This is a genomic window from Streptomyces sp. NPDC048057, from assembly GCF_040653095.1.
Lineage (GTDB): Bacteria > Actinomycetota > Actinomycetes > Streptomycetales > Streptomycetaceae > Streptomyces.
In genome coordinates, this window is the sequence record NZ_JBEZNF010000034.1 from 22689 (window position 1) to 44046 (window position 21358).

Annotated in this window: 13 protein-coding genes; 6 read left to right on the forward strand and 7 right to left on the reverse strand. The window is 73.0% G+C overall.

The genetic code is table 11. The annotated features are described in order from the left end of the window. Positions 1–35 precede the first annotated feature (35 nt). The 4 genes from AB0E05_RS31345 (at position 36) to AB0E05_RS31360 (ending at position 4617) form a co-directional block, all read left to right on the forward strand. On the forward strand, positions 36–1301 hold the full coding sequence (locus tag AB0E05_RS31345; protein ID WP_361969932.1) for a Xaa-Pro peptidase family protein: 1266 nt from the start codon (positions 36–38) through the stop codon (positions 1299–1301). 60 nt (positions 1302–1361) lie between these two features. After that, a complete protein-coding gene (locus AB0E05_RS31350) occupies positions 1362–2432 on the forward strand; it encodes a thiamine pyrophosphate-dependent dehydrogenase E1 component subunit alpha (protein ID WP_361969935.1) in 1071 nt (356 codons plus the stop codon). Further along, positions 2429–3415, forward strand: a complete 987-nt coding sequence (locus AB0E05_RS31355) for an alpha-ketoacid dehydrogenase subunit beta (RefSeq protein WP_361969938.1) — start codon at positions 2429–2431, stop codon at positions 3413–3415. Before AB0E05_RS31350 ends, AB0E05_RS31355 begins: the two co-directional genes overlap by 4 nt. Positions 3416–3717: 302 nt before the next feature. Then, complete coding sequence (locus AB0E05_RS31360) at positions 3718–4617, forward strand: NAD(P)-dependent oxidoreductase (protein ID WP_361969940.1); 900 nt, start codon at positions 3718–3720, stop codon at positions 4615–4617. A 188-nt stretch (positions 4618–4805) separates the two neighbouring features. Here the strand turns inward: AB0E05_RS31360 and AB0E05_RS31365 are convergent, their stop codons facing one another. The 3 genes from AB0E05_RS31365 to AB0E05_RS31375 all read right to left on the reverse strand — a co-directional run bounded on the left by AB0E05_RS31365 (position 4806) and on the right by AB0E05_RS31375 (position 8201). Continuing rightward, positions 4806–6260 carry an NAD-dependent succinate-semialdehyde dehydrogenase gene (locus AB0E05_RS31365; protein ID WP_361969943.1) on the reverse strand — a complete coding sequence of 485 codons (1455 nt, stop codon included), beginning with the start codon at positions 6258–6260 and terminating at the stop codon, positions 4806–4808. A gap of 240 nt (positions 6261–6500) precedes the next feature. Next, positions 6501–6860: a zinc ribbon domain-containing protein YjdM gene (locus AB0E05_RS31370; RefSeq protein ID WP_361969946.1), complete on the reverse strand. Its 360-nt coding sequence runs from the start codon at positions 6858–6860 to the stop codon at positions 6501–6503. Between the two features lie 48 nt (positions 6861–6908). Then, positions 6909–8201 carry a LysM domain-containing protein gene (locus tag AB0E05_RS31375; RefSeq protein ID WP_361969948.1) on the reverse strand — a complete coding sequence of 431 codons (1293 nt, stop codon included), beginning with the start codon at positions 8199–8201 and terminating at the stop codon, positions 6909–6911. A 225-nt stretch (positions 8202–8426) separates the two neighbouring features. Here AB0E05_RS31375 and cpt point away from each other — a divergent pair, with 225 nt between their 5' ends. Then, positions 8427–8960 (forward strand): chloramphenicol phosphotransferase CPT, encoded by a 534-nt coding sequence (gene cpt / locus AB0E05_RS31380; RefSeq protein WP_361969951.1) that lies wholly within the window; start codon positions 8427–8429, stop codon positions 8958–8960. Positions 8961–8980: 20 nt separating this feature from the next. Here cpt and AB0E05_RS31385 read toward each other — a convergent pair whose 3' ends face one another. The 3 genes from AB0E05_RS31385 to AB0E05_RS31395 form a co-directional block, all read right to left on the reverse strand. Next, complete coding sequence (locus AB0E05_RS31385; protein WP_361969953.1) at positions 8981–10123, reverse strand: hypothetical protein; 1143 nt, start codon at positions 10121–10123, stop codon at positions 8981–8983. A gap of 119 nt (positions 10124–10242) precedes the next feature. Further along, positions 10243–14217, reverse strand: coding sequence for a hypothetical protein (locus AB0E05_RS31390; protein WP_361969956.1), 3975 nt, complete (start codon positions 14215–14217; stop codon positions 10243–10245). Between the two features lie 75 nt (positions 14218–14292). Further along, positions 14293–17361, reverse strand: coding sequence for a hypothetical protein (locus AB0E05_RS31395; RefSeq protein ID WP_361969959.1), 3069 nt, complete (start codon positions 17359–17361; stop codon positions 14293–14295). Between the two features lie 234 nt (positions 17362–17595). Between AB0E05_RS31395 and AB0E05_RS31400 the strand changes: the two genes are divergently transcribed. Then, positions 17596–18924, forward strand: coding sequence for a cytochrome P450 (locus tag AB0E05_RS31400; protein WP_361969962.1), 1329 nt, complete (start codon positions 17596–17598; stop codon positions 18922–18924). On the opposite strand, the gene metE is transcribed toward AB0E05_RS31400, so the two are convergent. Continuing rightward, complete coding sequence (metE, locus tag AB0E05_RS31405; RefSeq protein ID WP_361969965.1) at positions 18921–21233, reverse strand: 5-methyltetrahydropteroyltriglutamate--homocysteine S-methyltransferase; 2313 nt, start codon at positions 21231–21233, stop codon at positions 18921–18923. The genes AB0E05_RS31400 and metE overlap by 4 nt on opposite strands. Between the last annotated feature and the right edge of the window lie 125 nt (positions 21234–21358).

Below are 21358 nucleotides of genomic sequence, written 5' to 3' on the forward strand. Positions count from 1 at the left end.
TACGCCCACCGGCCCACCCCACCCTTGGAGACCCCATGAGCTTCGCCGTACCCCCGACCCCGGCCCTCCCCGTCGCCCCGGCCCACGGCCACTCGCTCGTCGACTTCGAAGAGCGGATCAACTTCGAGCGGCTGCGCTCCTACCGGCTCTCCCGCATCCAGCAGGCCCTGGACGCCAGCGAACTGGGCGCCGTGCTCGTCTTCGACAACAACAACATCCGCTACCTCACCGGCATCTCCATCGGCGAGTGGACCCGGGAGAAGCTCTCCCGGTACGCCGTCTACACCCGCACCGGCGAACTCATCCTCTGGGACTTCGGCTCGGCGGCCGTCCACAACCGGATGTACGCACCCTGGATGAAGCCGGAGAACTGCCTGTCGTCGTGGACGACCATGCGCGGCGCCGTACCGCCGGACGCCGATCTGATGGTCCGCGCCGTCGCCGAGATCAAGGACCGGCTCGCCGCCGCCGGCGTCGGCGGCCTGCCCGTCGGCGTCGACCTGCTCGACCTGCCCCTGCACACCGAACTCATCCGACAGGGCATCGAGATCCGCGACGGTCAGCAGACCATGCTGGACGCCCGGCAGATCAAGAACCGGGACGAGATCACCCTGCTGTCGATGGCCGCCGCCATGGTCGACGGCGTCTACCACGACATCACCGAGGCGCTGAAGCCCGGAGTGCGGGAGAACGAGATCGTCGCCCTCGCCAACAAGCGGCTGTACGAGATGGGCTCCGACGACGTGGAGTCCATCAACGCGGTCTCCGGCGAGCGCTGCAACCCGCACCCGCACAACTTCTCCGACCGCATCATCCGCCCGGGCGACCAGGCGTTCTTCGACATCATGCACTCCTACAACGGCTACCGGACCTGCTACTACCGCACCTTCAACGTGGGCCGCGCCACCACCGTCCAGCGCGACGCCTACACCAAGGCGCGTGAGTGGATGGACACCGCCATCGACGCCATCAAACCCGGCGTCTCCACGGCGGACGTGGCCCGGCTGTGGCCGACGGCCCAGGAGATCGGCGTCGAGGACGAGAAGACCGCGTTCGGACTGCTCTTCGGACACGGCCTCGGCCTCGCCCTCCACGAGCGGCCCATCATCAGCCGGCTCACCTCGCTGGAGAGCCCGATGCTGATCGAGGAGGGCATGGTCTTCGCCCTGGAGACCTACTGCCCCGCCGCCGACGGGGTCTCCGCCGCCCGGATCGAGGAAGAGGTCGTCGTCACCGCGAACGGCGTCGAGATCCTCACCCGCTTCCCCGCCGACGAACTCTTCATCGCCAACCAGTACTGAGCCGCCCGGCGCCGGGGCCGCGACGAGCGGCCCCGGCCCCTTCGAGAAAGGTGCGGACCCATGTCCGTCGACGCCCGTACCGCGCACCCGCCGCTCACGGGACCCGTGACCGGCGAGGTCCCCGAGGACACCGCGCTCGCGCTGTACCGGATCATGTCCACCGCGCGGAAGTTCGAGAAGCGCGCCTACGACCTCTTCCTCCAGAACCTGGTGAAGGGCACCACCCACCTGGGCATCGGCCAGGAGGCCGTGGCCGCCGGGGTCGCCACCGCGATGCGCCCCGACGACTACTCGTTCATCACCTACCGGGGCCACAACCACCTCGTCGCCCGCGGCACGCCCCTCGCCCCGCTGATGGCCGAACTCCTCGGCCGGGACAACGGGCTGATGCACGGCAAGGGCGGCTCGATGCACCTGATCGACGCCGAACGCGGCATCCTCGGCTCGTACGCTATCATCGGCGCCCAACTCGTCATCGCCAACGGCGCCGCCTGGTCGGCGCAGTACCGGGGCACCGGCCAGGTCACCGTCTGCTTCTTCGGGGACGGCGCCACCAACATCGGCGCGTTCCACGAGGCGCTGAACTTCGCCGTCATCTGGAACCTGCCCGTCGTCTTCGTGTGCGAGAACAACCTGTACATGGAGTACACGCGGATCGACAGCGTCACCGCCGTCGACAACCCCGCGGCCGACCGGGCACCCGCCTACGGCCTCGCGCCCGTCGTCATCGACGGCAACGACGCCGACGAGGTCCACCTCACCGCGCGCGCCGCGATCGCACGCGCCCGCGCCGGCGGCGGGCCCTCGCTGATCGAGGCCGTCACCTACCGGCACGGCGGCCACTCCCGGGCGGACCCCGCCAAGTACCGCGACCCCGGCGAGGTCCGCGCCTGGATGGAGAAGGACCCGCTCGTCACCTACCGGGACCGGCTGACCGCCCGCGGCACGCCCGCGGACGTCCTCGACGCCGTCGACGCCGAGGCCCTGTCCCTCGTGGACGCGGCCACCGCAGAGGCCAAGGCGGGCGCCTGGCCGGAGCTGTCCCGGCTCTACACCAACGTCTGGAGCGACGGCGGCCACGCGTGGCGCACCGCTCCGCCCGCCGAGCAAGCAGAGGGGCTCGTCCCGTGACCGTACTGACCTACCGCAAGGCCGTCGCCCACGGCATCGCCCAGGAGATGCGCCGCGACGACCGCGTGGTCTTCCTCGGCGAGGACGTCGCCGCCGCCGGCGGCGTCTTCAAGACGACCGCCGGACTCCTGGAGGAGTTCGGACCGCTGCGGGTGCGCGACACCCCGATCAGCGAACAGGCGATCCTCGGCGCCGCGATGGGCGCCGCGATGACCGGGCTGCGCCCCATCGCCGAGATCATGTACAGCGACTTCCTCACCGTCTGCTGGGACCTCGTCGCCAACGAGATCTCCAAGTCCCGCTACATGTCCGACGGGCAGGTCTCCTTTCCGCTGGTCATCCAGTGCGGCAACGGCGCCGGGCTGCGCTTCGGCGCCCAGCACTCCCAGTCCGTGGAGAACTGGGCCATGGCGATCCCCGGCCTGAAGGTGGTCGCCCCCGCCACGGCGCGCGACGTCATCGGCCTGATGGCCGCCGCCGTCCGCGACGACGACCCGGTCGTCTTCTTCAACCACAAGGCCCTGTACTCCGCCAAGGAGGAGGTCCCCGACCTCGACGGCGAGATCGTCGAGGAACTCGGCCGGGCCGTCGTCCGCCGCGAGGGCGCGGACGCCACGATCGTCGCGCTGGCCGCGATGGTCCCGAAGGCGCTCGCCGCGGCCGAGCGGCTGCACGCCGAGCGCGGCCTGGACTGCGCCGTCATCGACGTGCGCAGCCTCGTCCCCCTCGACACCCCGACGATCCTCGGACACGTCCGGCGCACCGGGCGGCTGTTCACCGTCGAGGAGAACCCCCGGCTGTGCGGCTGGGGCGCCGAGATCGTCTCGCTGGCGACCGAGGAGTGCTTCGACGCGCTCACCGGCGCCCCGGTGCGGATCACCACCCCGCACATCCCGCTCCCGTCCGCGGACGCCCTGGAGGACCTGGCGATTCCCTCGGTGGAGCGGATCGTCACCACCGTCGGCGCCGCGATGGGTGCCTAGGCCGTGGTCCCCACAGCGCCCCTGAATGCCTCCGCCCTCAGTCCGCAAGCGAATGACGGGGGCAGCGAACCAGGGGCGCGGGGAACTGCGCGACTAGCCGCAGACGGGCCGCAGACGCCGTCACCGCATTCCTCTTACGGCGCCACCGCGCCGGCCAGGGCAACGGCACTGCCGGAAGGCCCACGCGGGACCATGCGGACAGTCCCGACGCGGTAGACCCCGGCGGTACCGGGGACATCCGGGCCGGCACGCTCCGGCTCCCGGAAACCTCACCCTCAGCGATCCGAAAGGCGACAACAACGATGAGCGCACCCCGTAACGACCGGCTCGGCTGGCTCGGCACCGGCCGGATGGGCACCGTGATGTCCGAGAACCTCCTCGCGGGCGGAGCCGACCTCACCGTGTGGAACCGCACCGCGGTCAAGACCGCGCCCCTGGTGGCGCGGGGCGCCAAGGCGGTCGGCACGATCCGCGAACTCGCCGACGCCGACGTGGTGTTCGTGATGGTCTCCGCCAGCCAGGACCTCCTCGACGTCGTCACCGGCGAGGGCGGGCTGCTGGGCGGCGCCCACGCGCCGTCCGTCGTCGTGGACTGCTCGACCGTCTCCACGGAGGCGTCCGCCGAGGCCCGCGCCGCCTGCGAGGCCGCGGGCGTCGCCTTCCTCGCCGCCCCGATCAGCGGCAACCCGCACATGGTCGCCGACCGGATGGGCGCCATCGTCGCCTCCGGGCCGCGCGACACGTACGACAGGGTCCTGCCGTACCTGGAGCTGATCGCCCCCACGGTCGTGCACGCCGGGCCCGCCGAGCAGAGCCGGCTGGTGAAGATCTGCCACAACCTGATGCTGGGGATGATCACCCAGGCGCTGGTCGAGGTGACCACCCTCGCCGAGAAGGGCGGGGTGCCGCGGGACGCCTTCGTCGACTTCCTCAACGGCTCCGTGCTCGGCTCCACCTTCATCCGGCACAAGGGCCGGGCGCTGGTGGCGGAGGACTACACGCCCACCTTCAACAACAAGATGCTCCGCAAGGACTTCGACCTCGGCCTCGGCGCGGCGCGCGAACTGGAGGTGCCGATGCCGGTCAGCAGCATGGTGCACCAGCTCGTCCAGACCGCGATCGGGCACGGCTTCGCCGAGGACGACTACGCGGCGCTGTTCGAGGTCGAGGCCAGGGCGGCGGGGCTGCGCCCCACCAGCTGACGCCTTCCCAGGGCCACCTCCGCGCGAGGACCCGCAGACCCCGCCGTGCGCGGGCCGATGCCCCCTGTCCAGCAACGGTCCGCGCACGGCGGCCTTTCCGTGCCCGCTCTGCGCGCCACCACGGGCCGGGGCCCGTCGCAATCCCCTCGACGAGGGGTCGCGACGGGCCCCGGCCCGCTGGCGGCAGGTCACCAGTCGGTGGCGATGTACTTCGCCTCCGTGTACTCAAGGATCCCCTCATGTCCCCCTTCCCGGCCGAGCCCGCTCTGCTTCACGCCCCCGAAGGGAGCGGCGGGATCGGACACCAGCCCCCGGTTGAGCCCCACCATCCCGCTCTCCAGCGCCCCCGAGACGGCGAGCCCGCGCTGCAAGTTGCGCGTGTAGACGTACGAGACGAGCCCGTACTCGGTGGCGTTCGCCAGCCGTACGGCCTCGTCCTCGTCCTCGAACCGGACGATCGGGGCGACCGGGCCGAAGATCTCCTCCGTCAGCAGCGCGGAGCCCGGAGCCACCTCGTCCAGCACCGTGGGCTCGTAGAAGTAACCGGTGCGCTCCGGTGCCCTGCCGCCCGTACGGACCCGGGCGCCGCGCGCCACCGCGTCCTCGACCAGTTCGGCGACCTTGTCCCGGGTGTCGGCGTTCACCAGCGGACCGACCTCGGTGCCGTCCGCCAGCCCCGGGCCGACCTTCAGGGCGGCCATGGCGCCGGCGAGCTGCGACGTGAACTCCTCGGCCACGGACGCGTGCACGTAGAACCGGTTCGCGGCCGTGCACGCCTCCCCGCCGTTGCGCATCTTCGCCAGCATCGCGCCCCGGACCGCCGCGTCCACGTCGGCGTCCGCGAGCACCAGGAAGGGAGCGTTGCCGCCCAGCTCCATGGAGGTGCTCAGCACCCGGTCCGCCGCACCGTGCAGCAGTCGGCGCCCCACCTCGGTCGAGCCGGTGAAGGAGAGCTTGCGCACCGCGGGGTGGGCGAGCATCGCCCCCACCACGGCCCCGGACCGGTCGGCGGGCACCACGTTCACCACGCCCGCGGGGGCGCCCGCCTCGGCCATCAGCGCACCGACGGCTAGGGCGGTCAGCGGGGTGTCACTGGCGGGCTTGAGGACGACCGAGCAGCCCGCCGCCAGGGCGGGCCCTATCTTGCGGGTAGCCATGGCGGCCGGGTAGTTCCACGGCGTGACCAGCACCGCCACCCCGATCGGCGCGCGGTCCACCAGGATCCGGTAGCCGCCCGCCGGCGCGTGCTGCACGGTGCCGGCGAGCCGTACGGCCTCCTCGGCGTACCAGCGGAAGAACTCCGCCGCGTAGGCGACTTCGGCCCGTGCGTCCACGAGGGCCTTGCCGTTCTCGGCGCTGATGAGCGTGGCGAAGCACTCGGCGCGTTCGGTCATCAGCTCGTAGGCGCGGCGCAGCACCGCGGACCGTTCGCGGGGCGGGGTGGCCGCCCACCGGGGCAGGGCGCGCTCAGCCGCCTCGACGGCGGCCCGTGCGTCGGCCTCCTGAGCGGAGGCGACGGAGGCGAGCACCTCGGTGGTGGCCGGGTCGTGCACGTCGATCCGGCGGCCGTCGGCGGCGGGGCGCCAGCCGCCGTCCACCAGCAGCTCGGTCGGGCAGCGGTCGAGGGCTTCGGTGATCTGCATGAGGACTCCGAGGAAAGGCGAGGGAGGAGGCTTCGAAAGGCCCGGCCAAATGGGCGAGCCAATTTCCTCAATATAGAGTCGAGTCCCGAAACGGTCGAGAGGTGAAGCGGGCGGAGCGGGAAAAGGAGGGAGAATTTCTGATAATAGCGAGGCGCCGCACCTGCGGCTGTTTCGTCATGGCGATTTACTTCCGTCGATGGTGCCCCCGCCCGCTTCCAGGCGGGGACCGACGGGTGCGGATCAGGCTTTCTTGACCACGCTGGACTTGAGCTGCATGGCCCCGAAACCGTCGACCTTGCAGTCGATGTCGTGTCCGTCGACACCGTCCACCAGCCGAATGTTGCGCACCTTGGTGCCGGCCTTGATGCCCGCCGGGCTCCCCTTGACCTTCAGCGCCTTGACCACGACCACGGAATCGCCGTCCTGGAGGACATTGCCGACCGCGTCCTTGACGACCTTTTCCGCGGCGGCGCCGGCGCCCTGCGCGCTGTTCTCCCCGGGAACCCATTCGTGGCCGCACTCCGGGCACACCACGAGGGCGTTCATTTCATAGGTGTACTCACAGGAGCACTTCGGGCAGGGAGGGAGGTTCTCGTTCATCCCTTCAGAATATCCGTCTCGACGGCCCCCATCGAACGGGAGTGCGCGTCAGCGCAGCACGAAGACCTCGCCGGGGTAGATGAGATCGGGATTGGCGATCCTGTTGCGCAGCGCGATGTGCTGCCAGTTGACGTGGAAGCGGGCGCCGATGCGGCTGAGCGTGTCGCCCGGCTGGACGGTGTACGTGTGGACGGCGGTGACGCCCGGCGCCGGAGCGCTCCGGGATGGGGCCGCCCCACCGTGCCCTGCCGCGTAGTGCTGCACGACGGAGTGCATCCGATGGTGCCCGACGACCCGCTTGGAGCCTTCCACGTGGCCGTGGACCAGGTGCCTGCGGGCGAGGCCGTGCAGGGCGTCCTCCGCGGTCGTCAGCGGCACCGCTGCGGCGGCGCGGACGGCTTCGGCGTCGAGGACGGGAAGGTCGGAGCGCGCCATGGCCCGTAGCACGTCGGCTTCCACCGCCGGTAACTCCGCCGCGACGACGTCCCACACGGCCCGAAGCGGCTCCCGCTCGGCCGGTGCCGCCTCCGCCCGCGGCGTCTGAAGGCGCTGGGCGAGGGCGTCGAGCGGCATGTCGGGGTCGGAGGTGAGGACGCCCGCGAGGAGGGCGACGGCCAGCGGCAGTCGGCCGGCGAGGGCCACCAGCCGGGCGGCCGTCCCGGGGTCGTCGGCCACCCGGACGTCGCCCAGGCAGCCGCGTTCGATCACCGTCTCCAGCAGTTCGACGCACTCGGCGACCGGGAGGGGAGTGAGGTCCATGCTCGGCAACGGGGCCCCGTCGGCGAAGGGCCCGTGGCCGCCCACCAGCACCTTGTGCTCCCCGCCGGCTTCCTGGAAGCGCACGACCTCCTCCCGCACGCCGACGTGACGCAGCACGACGAGCACGGCTTCGTGGTCCGCCAGCTGGGAGCGGTACGCCGCCACCAGGGCCGACAGCTCCCGCGGCGCGTCGGGGCCAGGGGCGCCCAGCGCCACCAGCGCGGCGCGCAGGGCCGCCGCCGCGGTCGCGTCCCGCGCGGACGCCGCACGCAACCGGGGATGGCCGTGGAACTCGACCTCCAGCATCCCAACGGGGAACCGGCCCGCCCGGCACAGCTCCCGCGCGGCCGTGGACACGAGCGAATCGACACCGCCCCCGACCGGACCGGCCACCACCAGGCCCCGGCGCGACCGGTCGACCAGGGAGACGATCCGCCGCAGCTCCTCCTCGCGGCCGACGACGGCGCCGCCCGGCAACTCGGCCCGCAGCATCGCGTTGTGGAAGTGGAGGTCCCCGATGGTGCGCGCCTGTACGACGGGCCCGTCGACCCGCCCGCTCACCTCGTTGTTGTTGTCGCCCACGATCCCCCCTCTACGAGCGAGGGGCACCGGCGCCGGACCTTGGTGCCCTTCGACACCGGCCCCGCCCGTGTCCCCGCGCCGATCGCGTACGTCCCGCAGGCTATCGCGCACCCGCCGTCCCACCACCCCGCGCGTCACGCCGAGCACCGCCGCGCCGGGCACACACCGCACCCCCCATGCGGAAATGGGTTTCGGCTCGGCAGCAGGGCGCCCTACCGTGACCCGGTGCCCACTCAAGTGATCGTGGTGAACGGCGGTTCCAGCTCGGGCAAGTCCGGGATCGTCCGGTGCCTCCAGGCCGTCCTGCCCGAGCCGTGGCTCGCCGCCGCCGTCGACGCGCTGGTCGACGCGCTGCCCGCGGCCATGCGGACCTCGGACGGCGGCATCGAGTTCGCCGCGGACGGCGCGGTGCACGTCGGAGCGGAGTTCCGGAGGCTGGAGGCGGCCTGGATGGCGGGGGTGGCGGCCATGGCCCGCGCCGGCGCACGGGTCGTCGTCGACGACGTCTTCCTCAGCGGGTCGGCGTCGCAGGAGCGGTGGCGCACGGCACTCGACGGACTGGACGTGCTGTGGGTCGGCGTCCGCTGCGACGGCGCGGTCGCCGAGGGGCGCGGGATCGCCCGCGGCGACCGGCCCCGGGGCATGGCCGCGGCCCAGGCGGAGTCGGTGCACGAGGGCGTCACCTACGACGTGGAGGTGGACACCACGCACACCGAGTCCCTGGGCTGCGCACGGGCGATCGCCGCCCGCGTCACCTGACGCCGCCGCCCGCTCCTCAACTACAGCAGTCCGCCGTGGGCGTGCGCCGCGCCCCAGATCGCGTCACCCGCGAAGTCCACGTCGTACCCCAGCAGCCCGGTGAGGAGCTGGTCGCAGGTAGCACGCCCCGCGCCGTCCGTGGTCAAGGTGCACCGCACGCGCCCGCCCGCGCTGAAGACCAGGGTGCGGCCCGGGATCGGACGGCCGGTGGCGGTGTCCGTCAAGGTCGCGGTGGCCGACCCCAGGGACAGCGGACCCGCCTTCAGCGTCGTCGCGTACGGGCTCGCGGGGCTCATCCGTACGGTCGCGGCCACCGTGGCGTCGCCCGGCGCGGCGTCCACGGTCCACAGCAGCAACAGCCCGGAGTCGGTGCGTCCGGCCGAGTTGCGGCAGTCGGAGCCGGGACCGGCGATGTCGCGCGCCGGATCGGTGACGTACGCGCCGACCGGGGCGAACACCGCGTCCGACAGACAGACGTACTGCACGCTGTCGGGCACGGCCTGCGGATTGCCGGCGGCGGAGACCGCGACCGCGAAGGTCGGGGCGCCGGGATTCGCGTACCGGTCGACGACGGCCAGGTCGCCCGTGCTGCGCGCAAAGGTCTGCTCCGTCGAGCTGACCGGGTCGAAGGGGCGGAACGAGGCGCCCGCTGCCCCGAGTTGCACCACCGGGGCGTCGTCCCCGGCGACCGTGGCGTCCCAGACGTACTCGATCCGGAAGCGGTGCCGCTCGGTGCGGAAGTCGGAGACCTTGGTGGTGACGGTGATCCGGGTGTCCGCCGCGGTCGTCCCGCCGATCGCGACCCGCTGCTCCAGGACGAAGGCGTCCGGCACCAACCACCTCGTGACGGATGCGGCGCCGGACACCTGCACCGAGGTCACCAACGGGTCCAGCGACACCTCCTTGGCATGGGTGACCAACTGGCCCTGCACGTAGGCGATCCCGGTGCCCAGGTCCAGCACCCTCAGATAGCTGGTGCCCGGCGTGCCCCGGCCGTACAGCACGTCCAGACCCGGACCTGCCGGGTTCAGCTCACCGGTCAGCACGGTGAACTCACCGGCACCCGGGCGCTCCTCTCCGTTGACGTACGCCTGGAAGATGCCGTTGCCGAAGCCGCCGGGCGGCAGTGCGACGGCGGCGGTCGTCCCGCTGATGGTGGTCATGGTCTGTCCCTCGGGTGGTACGGCATGGGGCTCGGAACTCGGGTCGGCACGGCGACGAGGTCCTTGGACTTGCGGGGGCGGACTGCGGACTGCGGACTGCTGGCCCTCGGACGTGGACCTCAGACCTCGACGGCGTCGGTGTACACCAGGCGCGTCCCGGCGGTCGTCAGGACCTCCCGCTCCTCGACCAGCAGTCGCATCGGCCGGCTGCCGGGCGCGGCGGGCAGGGTCACGGCGGCGCTCCACTGGCCGCCGCCCCCCGGCACCGGCGGCAGCGGGGTCTCGGACACGGTCCGCCAGCCCAACGGGTCCGCCGGCCCCGGGTCGACGGTCTGCACCAGCACCGTCAGCCGGGCGCCGCGCGCCGGGTCGCCGGCGTACGTCGGACCGGACACGCTCACCGTCGCCCGCGTCGGGTCCTGCGTCCCGAGCACCACCGACAGCGTGCGGTCCGGGGTGAGCTGGGCGAACTGCGCGAGCACGACGGGGGAGAGCTCCAGCCCGGACAGCGAGTTCCGCTGGTAGCGGGCGAAGGCGAACCGCAGGAACGGGCGGTACGCGCGCTCCGGCGGCATCGTCAGATCGCAGTACCACAGCTGCCGGCGCTCGTCGTACCCCACTGGGTGCGCCGCCACCGCGACCCGCGGCAACTGTGGCGTGCTCTCGGACTCGGCGAGCACCAGTCGGGTCGCGACCCGTACGGCGAGCGGGAACTCGCCCGTGCCGGGCGCGGCCGTCGTCGGCGCGGAGGCGAAGACCGGGTCCTGGCCGCGGAGCGTGACCAGGGGGCGCAGGACCGGCGGCGGCGCACCGTCCTCGGCGAGGACGACGCCGAGGAGTTCGTCCTCGCCGGAGGAGTACCAGGGGCGGCGCAGGTACACCCGGATGCCGTTGCCGTGCCGGGTGTTGGTTACTTCGGTCTCCGTACGGGCCCGCTCCCAGCCGAAGGTGGGCACGAGGTACGCCACGTCGGGCGCGGCCGGTCGCGCCGAGGACCGCACGTTCACCACGACCGCCGGCTGCACCTCGGAGTTCACCCGGGTCACCGGACCGTCGACGAAGCCGACTTCGACGGTCGCGCCGTCGGGGATCGCCGAGTCGGCACCGGAGCGGCGGACCGTGCCGGCGGCGAGGTCCGCGACGTAGTCGACGTCCTCGGTGAAGGTCCGCCCCGCGGCCGGGTCGACGACGGTCAGCGTGCCGGAGGCGATGCCGCGGGGCGCGACGCGGACGGGCTCCGTGCCGGTCAGCACGATCCGCAGGGTCCGGTTGAAGAACTCCGTGTAGCGGGAGGACGCCACCGCCGTGTAGGTGACCGTGCGGTGCCGGGTGTCGTGGAACTCCTGCCGGGCGTCGAGGCGCAGCACGCCGCCGTCGGTGTCGTCCGGGGCGGTGGCCAGGGTCGTGACGTGGGCCGTGCCGGGGCGGGAGACGGGCGCCGGGTCGGCGGGCGCGTCGTTCGGCTCCGTCCACTCGGCCCGTACGTCGACCTTCGCCGTGCTCGCCCGATCGAGCGTGAGCACGTCCACGATGCGGGCCGTGGTGTCGCCGGGCGCCCGCGCGGCGACGGGCTTGCGGAACGCGGCCGGGGTCAGGGGCTGTTGGATCGCGTGGGTGAGCTTCAGCGGGCGGCTGGGGGTGAGCTGCCACAGCTGCCCGAGCGCGGCGAGCCGGCGCAGGTCGTCGACCGTGGTGCCCGGAGACGGGGTGAGTCCGCTGTCGAGGAACCACCGCCAGATGCCGAGCACGCCCAGGTCGTCCTCGTCGATCCGGGACGAGCAGGCCACGTCCACGCTGCGGCCGGGCGGCAGCTGCACCGTCAGCACCCGCCGCACCTCGTCGTACTCGGGTGCTCCGGTGCCGTTCTCCAGCCGCAGCCGGAAGGGGGAGCGGCGGGGCCAGGAGAGCCGGTCGTCGAAGGCGACGGTGAAGACCTCGCCCGGCGCGAGCCCGGGCAGCCCCCTGAAGGCGGCGCCGCGCGCCAGGACCTCGGGCAGGTACGGCACGTCCATTTGCAGCCCTTCGAAGTACGGCGTGTCGCCCCAGCCCCCGGGGTCCTCGGCGCCGCCGGTGAAGTCGGCCTGGTCGCGCCGGGCGATGTCGGAGTAGGCGAAGCGGTCCATGCCGCCGGGGTTCACCGGGCTGGGGTCCACGTCGTACATCCCGTGCCGCTCGGCGGTCTGCGGACTGGTCCGCCGCGGCACCACGTGCCGCTCGCACGTCCCGGTGGCCGGCGCGTCGTAGTTGCCGCGGACCACCAGCAGCGCGATGGACTCGGCCGGGGTGCGGGGCGCCGTGGGCAGCAGGACGGGCGATCCGACGGGCTCGAAGCGCAGATGCCGGACGAGGGGGGTGGCGGCGCCGAAGTCGTCCGGGGCGGGGTCGTCGGGCCCCAGGCTGTTCCCGGCGACGTCGACGACCCGGGCGCGGAAGCGGTAGCCGCGCCCGTAGCGCAACTTCGGCAGGCCCAGGGCGCGGAAGGAGGTGCGCAGCGCCACCGGCCCGGTGGGGTCGCTGTCCGGTCCGGTGGTCACCGGCTGCCCGTCCACGGTGCGGGTGAGGGAGCCGGGGCGGCTCGCGGCGAGGCTGTAGCCGTCCCAGGCGAAGACGGACTCGTGCAGGTAGATCGTGGGGTCGCCGTCCGGGGCGGTGCTGTGCGCGAGGTGGATCGCGCCCTCGTCCTGGGCCTCGAACCGCAGCTCGCCGCAGTCGTACCGGCCGGCGCGGCGGCACACCGAGTGCCAGCGCCCGGAGACGTCGTCCCAGACGTCGACGCGTACGCCGTACTCCAACTCCTCGGCGCTGAGCGGCTCTTCGGCAAGCAGCGCCGCCGGTGCGGCGGTCCGGGCCGTCGCCTGGGTGAGCCTGGAGTGCAGGTCCTTCGCCCGCCCGTGGAGGAGGACGCCGAGGCCGTCGCCGCGGTGACTGGGCAGCGGGGCCGGCTCCGAGCCGGGGGCGACGGCGATCGGGAGCGCGGCGTCCGGGGGCACCGCGGGGGCGCCGGAGAAGCCGTCGCTGATGTCGAGCAGCTTCTGTCCGAAGCCGGCGAGCGCGTCCGCCGTGGCGTCCGCGTCGACCTCCATGACCTCGTACCGGTCCGAGTCCAGCCGGGCCAGCCCGCCCTGGACGAGCGTCCCGGCCGGCTTGGCCGCGAAGGCGGACGCGGTGAGGGTGGCGTTCACGGCCGGCAGCACGGGCTCGTACGGCCCGCCCGGGGCGAGCGGCCCCCACTCGACCTGGAGGGACACGGCCACCGGGTCGCCGGCGGTCGGCACCCCGGGCGCGTCGGCGTCCACCGCGAGGTCCACGACCAGCCCGAGGGCCCGTTGGAGCGCCGGGTACTGGGCGAGGGCGCCGAGCGCGGCGTGGAAGTCGACGCTGTCGCCGTCGACGAGGGCGGTGACGTGCGCGGCGAGCGAGGAGCCCCCGGACGGGGGGTTGTCCGTCGCCTTGCGGTCGTGGAACTGCTGGGCGAGCAGGAAGTCCACCTGGGCGGCGCTGAACGACTCGAAGGGGGAGTCGGGGTCCTCCAAGGGCCCGCCCAGGAAGTAGCCGTCCCTGGCCAGCGCGTCGGCGATCAGCTCCCGGGCGCGGGCCAGGCGCTGCGGGGCAAGGGGGACGTCCGTGACGAGGTCCGGCGGGGGCTGCCCGTTGCGCGCCCCCGGTACGAGGCCGGGCCCGCGGGACGTCATCGCGTTGACGCTCAGCGGCGCGGTGGCGTGGAAGGCGGTGGCGGCGGTGTGTTCGGTACGGGCCAGGTTCCGGGCGCTCGCCGGCGGCCAGGAGCGGATCGGCGGCACCGTGGCCGCCAGCAGGGCGGCCGGCTTGGGGACGACGGGGGTGGCGGCGGGGAACAGCTGCTGCCACAGGTCGAGCCGGGGCGCGGGGCCGACGGCCTCCGCCACCACGGCCGGGCCCGATCCGAAGACGAGCCGGTACCGGGGGCGTTGGGAGGGCCAGGCGAGCCACTCGGGATGGCCGGCGAGCGTCGCCGCGGACCCTGCGAGCCGCGGCGAGACGAGGACGGACAGCTTGAGCCGGCCGTCCTCGCGCCCGGCCGGGACCGGGGTCCAGACGATACGTGAGGCTGCCATGGGGGTTCGTCTCCTCGGGCGGAAGGGGCGGGCACGGGGACGGGGGCGGGGACGGAACGCGCACCGCCCAAGGCGTCAGGGCGCGAACGAGGCGCAGTACTGCTCCCAGTCCGCTCGGGACATCAGGTCGGAGAAGCCCGTGGGCTGTTCGTCGGCGGCGAGCGCCGCCCGGCGGCGGGCGCCCCGCAGCCCGCGCACCGACTCGTCGTCGATGCTGCCGTCGAGGTTGTAGAAGAACTCCAGGGCGACGCTCTCGTGGAAGAAGAGGATGTCGATGGAGATGGTGAGCCGGGCGTGCGCGGTCACTGCGGACTGGTTGCCCAGCTTGCGGTACTGGAGGTCCGCGTAGAACTCGGCCGTGACGCTGATCAGTCCGAGGACGCTGACCCGCCCGGTCGCCCGGACGTAGCCGCGCAGCACCACCTCGTCCTTGGCGTCCTTGTCGTCCGGGTCGGCGCGCTCCAGCTTGAAGTAGATTCCGATCGCGATCCGCGCCAGGCCGGAGGCGATCGGGGCGAAGTCGAAGGCCAGGGTGTACGTGGCCTCGATCGCGCCTTCGATCTTCTCCACGCGGCGCTCGCTGACCTCGACGGCGAAGAAGCCGCCGCCGCCGAAGCCGTACACCGTGACGTTGAACTTCTCGTCCTCGCGCGCGAACCCGAAGGTCGCCCGGGCCGGCTTGCGCTGGAAGGGGACGATGACCCCGGCGGTCACGAAGCAGTTGGTGACCCGCAGCACCGGGCCCATCTTGATGTCGGGCAGCCCGAAGGTGACGCCGACGCGGACGTTCTCGACCGTGATCTCCTGGTACGTCTTCAGTTCGAGGCCGAAGATGCTGACGCCGTCGAAGGCGCCTGAGATGTAGTCCTCCAGGGCGCTGACGAAGGACAGCGGCCCGTAGAACCTGACCGCGCTGACCCCCGGCTTGAAGGAGGGGCCGCCGTCGTGGTCGAAGCTGAACTCGAAGTCCTTGAAGACCACGCCGACGAACTCGAACGCCGGGTCCACCAGCCTGAGTTCAAAGAGCGTGATCTTGCCGGTGACCTTGTTGGTGTTGGTGCCCTCGACGTAGCTGACCTTGTTGAGGACCTTCAGGGTCAGCTTGGCCCGGTTGTTGTCGACGACCGCGCGGAACGGCCCGAAGTCCACGAGCGGCGTTGCGAAGTCGATCGTCATCGTGTGGCCGTTCGGCAGCTTGCTGACGTCCGGGATCCCCGTCTTGGGGTTCACCGGATAGTCGGTCTCCTTCTTGGTCCGCAGGGATTCGTCGGGCCCCGCTTCGTTGTCCGGCAGCACGTTGGCGAGGAAGGTGGCGCCGAAGAGCACGGCCCGGTTGAGCTGGCTCTTGAGGTCGAAGTACTCCTTGGGGACGATCGTCCCCTCTTCCTGGAGCCGGTCGACCGACTCCTTGTTGCCGCCCGCTGCGCCCAGCACCCGGGACAGGCCGCCGACCTCGATGTTGGGCATGGCGATGCCGCCGACGGTGACGCTGTTCAGGACGACCCGCTCCACCGGCCGGTCCTCGCCCGAGGCCAGCGCCTCCAGCGAGTCGCGGACCCGTACGTACACCTCGCCCGGGTTGCCCCGGAACTCGCTGAGCAGGTACTTCTCGTCGTAGCCGAGGAGGACGGGGCTGCCGGGCCCGTAAAAGGCGTCCATGGTGGCCAGCCGTGCCTCGGCGCCCAGCATCCCGGGGAAGAACAGCGGGCTGTCGGTCCGCGGATCGAGCCGCTCAAGCGGCCCTCTCAGTCCCCAGAACAGCCGCTGGGTGGGGTGGCTCGCGGTGCCCGGCACGGTCTCGGTGGCGTACGGGAGTTCCTGTCCACCCAGGTCCAGCGCCCGCCGGGGGTCCGGCGCGGGGCCGAGGAGCCGGTCGAACCCGCCGTACGCGTCGATCACCTCCCGCAGCACGGTCCCCGCCTCGGGCGACTGGATCGCCACGTCGTGCGGGACGAAGGCCAAGGAGGCGGTGAAACGGACCTCGCGGCCCGTCGCGGCGGTGCCCCGCAGCACGAACACGACGTCCGTGCCGGTCGCGATGGACTGGATCCAGATGCCGGCGTCCGGCCGGCCGGAGAGCAGCGGCTCCGGATGCTGCGGCAGGTCGGGCGGGACCGGGTTCTCCACGGCGATCTCGGTGAAGGGGAAGGAGCGGCCTCCGTACGGCAGGCCGTACGCCCCCGGGTACGCCTTCACCGGCTCGGTGATCCTGATGAACCGCCGCTGTTCCAGGTGGGCGACCCCGGTCGTCCCGTCGAACGTCCGCTTGGTCTCGGTGAACAGCAGCGCCCGGTGGCCGTAGGGCACGAGGAATCCGTACTGCTCCAGCACGACCTTGTTGTCCCGGCCGAGCCAGGCGTGGTGCTCCCAGTGCTTGAGGTTGAGCCCGGACGACGTGCTCGGCTCCCAGCGCCCGTCCAGGTCGAGGGTGGCGCCGGCGGCGCTCAGCGCCAGCAGTCCGACGTCCACGGGCGCCGCCACGGGCTCCGGCGGATTGGTCAGGGCGATGAGCTGGCGGAAGTCGAAGCCCTCCGGGTTCAGCGCGCCGAAGAGCTTCGCCTCCTGCTCGTCGGCGGGCTCGTCGGCGGCGACCACGCGGACGGTGGGCTGCGACTGCGGAACGGGCCGCCCGGTGGGGCCGCGCAACGCGAGCCGGGTGTGCCACAGCTCGGTGCGGCCGTCGTGCTCGACCGGCGTCTCGGCGTGGTCCCACGTCGCGAACTGCTCCGGCGTCAGGTGCAACCAGTCCACGACCAGCAGATCGGTCTCCAGCCCGCCGGGCCGCCCGGCCGCCGGCACCACCCGCATGACCCACTGCCACCACCGCAGCAGCCCGGCCTCGCTGTACGGGAGCGTCTTGACCGTCTCCGGCACGACGAAGGCGATCCGGCTCGGCCCCACCGCGCGGGCCGCCGTGTCACCCGGAGCGGGCCGGTTCGGCTCGCCCTCGTACACCGTCTGCTCGGTGACGTGCTGCGACTCGAACCGGGCGACCACGTAGGCGCGCTGCGCGGGGTCGACCCGACGCACCTGCGGGGGGTCGGCGGCGAGGTCCGGCCGCAGGTTGTAGAAGTCGAAGTCGATGACCAACATGTCCTGCGGTCGTACGAGCCGAACGCTCGCCACCGGAGCCGGAGCACTCATGCCGGACCCTCCGCACTGTCGAGAGGGCACTACGTATAGCGGGCCGCAAGTCGCCCGGAGAATCCCCCGAACGGGTTACTGCGGAGCGCGCCGGGCGGCCGGATCGGCCGGGATCGGCGCGGAACCCGCCGGTCCGGTCGTGATGGGCTGTCGGGCGGACGACTCCGTCGCCTACAGTGCGGGCGGACCGCGCCCGGTCCGCAGACGCACCAGCCGCCGAACAGGAGCACCCCCGTGGCCACCCGTGTCCCTCCCGGCAGCCCGCCGCCCGAGCCGCTCCCGACCGGCCGACCGGTCCCCGAACTCGCCCCCGAAGCCGTCGCGCAGTGGCGGGAGCGGGGCGGTGACCTCGTCGACCTGCTCACCGAGGCCCAACGGCAGCTCGGCGGCGTGGCCGCGGTCCGGCTCGGACCGCGCCCCACCGTCCTGGTGACCGCGCCCCCGGCGGTGCAGCACGTGCTCGCGCTCCACCCCGACCGCTACGTCAAGCGCTCGCACCGCGCCCGGATGCTGATCGGGGACGGCGTGCTGTCGGCGACGGGCGAGGCGTGGCAGCGCCAACGGCGCCTGCTCCAGTCCCAGTTCACCGGCCGGGGCATGCGGCGTTACGAGGAGCGGATCGCCGAGGCCGCCCGGATCACCGCCGAGCGCTGGGCGGGCCACGCCCGCAGCGGGGAGGTCTTCGACGTCGGCGAGGAGATGCGCCGCTTCGCCCTGGACACCATCTGGCGGTCCCTGACCGGACACCCCGTCGACGCGGAGACGGAGCGGACCCTGGGCGAGATGCCCGCGGTGGTGGCCGCGCTGCCGAGCCTGCCGGCCGACGAGGTCTCCGCGAAGGAGGCCGTCGCCGCGGAGCTGGCCAGGATCGACGCCTTGGCGAGCCGGGCCATCGCCGCCGCCCGCGACGGCGACGAAGGACCCGACGGCCCGGGCCTCCTGCACGTCCTGATCGAAGCATCCGCAACCCGCCCCGAGTACACGGACCGGCTGATTCGCGACGAGCTGGTCACCCTGCTCCTCGCCGGCCACGAGACCACGGCCACCACCCTGACCTGGCTCCACCTCCTGTTGGACGAGAACCCGCAGGCCCGGGAGCGGGCGCTGGCCGCGGGCGAAGCGGGCACCCCCGAGCGGCGGCAGGCCGTGCAGGCCCTCGTCCACGAAACGCTGCGGTTCTACCCGTCCGCGTGGATCCTGCCGCGTTGGACGGCGCAGGACGACGTCCTCGCCGGACACGCGATCGAGGCCGGCACCGACGTCCTGGTCTGCCCGTACCTGACGCACCGCGACCCCGACGTGTGGGAAGCGCCCGGGGCGTTCGACCCCGAGCGCTTCACCACCCCCGGGCGGCGCCCCGACCAGTCGGGCAGCTACCTCCCCTTCGGGCTCGGGCCGCGGGCCTGCCTCGGCCTCCAGTTCGCGCTCCGGGAGTCCACCGTCCTCCTGGAACAGCTACTGCCCCTGTACGTCCCGCGCTTCGACGCCGTCCCGAAGGGGGCCGCGTACGGCATCACCGTGCGCCCCGACGGGCCGACGCCCGCCACGCTCGAAGCGTCCTAGCCCAGCTCCGCGCGGACGGTGCGCGCCGCGGCGACGAGGTGTTCCAGGCAGGCCCGGGTCTCGGCCCAACCCCGGGTCTTCAGACCGCAGTCGGGGTTGACCCACAGCCGTCCGGCGGGGATGGCCTCCAGCCCGGTGCGCAGCAGCGCCGCGGCCTCCTCGACGCTCGGCACCCGGGGCGAGTGGATGTCCCAGACGCCGGGGCCGGCCTCCCGCGGATAGCCGTGGGAGGCGAGTTCGCGGGCCACCTGCATGTGGGAGCGGGCGGCTTCCAGGCTGATGACGTCGGCGTCGAGGTCGTCGATGGCCTGGACGACGTCGCCGAACTCGGCGTAGCACATGTGGGTGTGGATCTGGGTGCCGGCGGCGACGCCGCCGGTGGTGAGCCGGAACGCTTCGGTGGCCCAGGCGAGGTAGTCGGGCCGGTCGTCGGCGCGCAGCGGCAGGGTCTCGCGCAGCGCTGGCTCGTCGACCTGGATCACCGACGTCCCCGCCGCCTCCAGGTCCCCGACCTCGTCGCGCAGGGCGAGGGCGACCTGCCGGGCGGTGTCGCCGAGGGGCTGGTCGTCGCGGACGAACGACCAGGCGAGCATGGTGACCGGGCCGGTGAGCATGCCTTTGACGGGGCGGTCGGTGAGCGACTGGGCGTAGGTGGTCCAGCGCACGGTCATCGGCTCGGGGCGGGAGACGTCGCCGGCGAGGATCGGCGGGCGGACGTAGCGGGTGCCGTACGACTGGACCCAGCCGTGCCGGGTGGCGAGGTAGCCGGTGAGCTGCTCGGCGAAGTACTGGACCATGTCGTTGCGTTCGGGTTCGCCGTGCACCAGGACGTCGAGTCCGGTCTTCTCCTGGAAGGCCAGCACCTCGGCGATCTCGGCCCGGATGCGCTGCTCGTAGCCGGCGGTGTCGATCCGGCCGGCCCGCAGGTCCGCGCGGGCCACCCGCAACTCGTCGGTCTGCGGGAACGAGCCGATGGTGGTGGTCGGCAGCAGCGGCAGCCCGAGGCGTTCGCGCTGGGCCGCGGTGCGCTGCGCGTACGGCTGGGAGCGGCGGGCGTCGGCGTCTGTCACCGCGCGGGCGCGGGCGCGTACGGCCGGGTCCCGGGTGACGGGGGAGGCGGCACGGGAGGCGAGGGCGGCCCGGTTGGCGGTGAGTTCCGCGGTGATGGCGTCGGTGCCGCGGGCCAGGCCCTCGGCGAGGGCGACGACCTCGGCGACCTTCTGCCGGGCGAAGGAGAGCCAGCGCAGGATCTGCGGATCGACGTCCCGCTCCAGGGCAGCGTCCAGGGGGACGTGCAGCAGGGAGCAGGAGGCGGCCACGTCGACGCGGTCGGCGAGACCGAGGAGGGTGCCGAGGGCGGCGAGGGACTTCTCCAGGTCGTTCGCCCAGACGTTGCGCCCGTTGACGACGCCGGCGACCAGGCGCTTGCCCGTCAGGCCCCCGACGGCGGCCAGCGCGTCGAGGTTGGCGGCGGCGGACTCGGTGAAGTCCAGGGCGAGCCCGTCGACCGGCGCCGCGGCGAGGACGGGCAGCGCCGCTCCGAGCCGGCCGAAGTAGGAGGCCACCAGCAGCTTCGGACGGTCCGTCAGGGTGCCGAGGAGCCGGTAGGCGCGGCGCGCGGCATTAAGCTCGGCCGGGGTGCGGTCCTGGACGAGCGCGGGCTCGTCGAGCTGGACCCAGGCGGCGCCGGCCGCACGCAGATCGGCGAGGACCTCCGCGTACACCGGCAGGAGCCGGTCCAGCAGGGTCAGCGGATCGAAGTCCGCGGCCACTCCCGGAGCGGGCTTGGCGAGCAGCAGGTAGGTGACGGGCCCGACGAGCACGGGCCGCGGGGTCAGCCCCAGCGCCAGTGCCTCCGTCAGCTCGGCGACCTGCTTGCCCGAGTCGGCGGTGAACACCGTGTCCGGCCCCAGCTCCGGCACCAGGTAGTGGTAATTCGTGTCGAACCACTTGGTCATCTCCAGCGGGGCGACGGCCTGGGTGCCGCGGGCCATCGCGAAGTACCCGTCGAGGGCGTCCGCGGCGACGGCCGTCCGATGGCGCTCGGGTACGGCGCCCACCATGACGGTGGTGTCCAGGACGTGGTCGTAGTACGAGAAGTCACCGGTCGGGACCTCGTCGACGCCGGCCGCCGCCAGCTCCCGCCATGTGTCGCGGCGCAGCTCGGCCGCGGTGGCGTGCAGGGCTCCGGCGGTGACGCGGCCCTTCCAGTAGCCCTCGATCGCCTTCTTCAACTGCCGGCCCCGACCCTGACGGGGGTAGCCGTACACGGTGGCCCGTGCTGCCGCGGCTGCGGACTCGGTGGTCACGGAGATCTCCTTCGCGAGATGAATCCCTGAGGTCCCGGTGACGGGACGGGGGCGCGAAGGGGTGACGGTGCGAAGGGCGCGCGCCGGGGCGCGGTCGTCCTTCGCCGTACACGCCGACCCGCCCA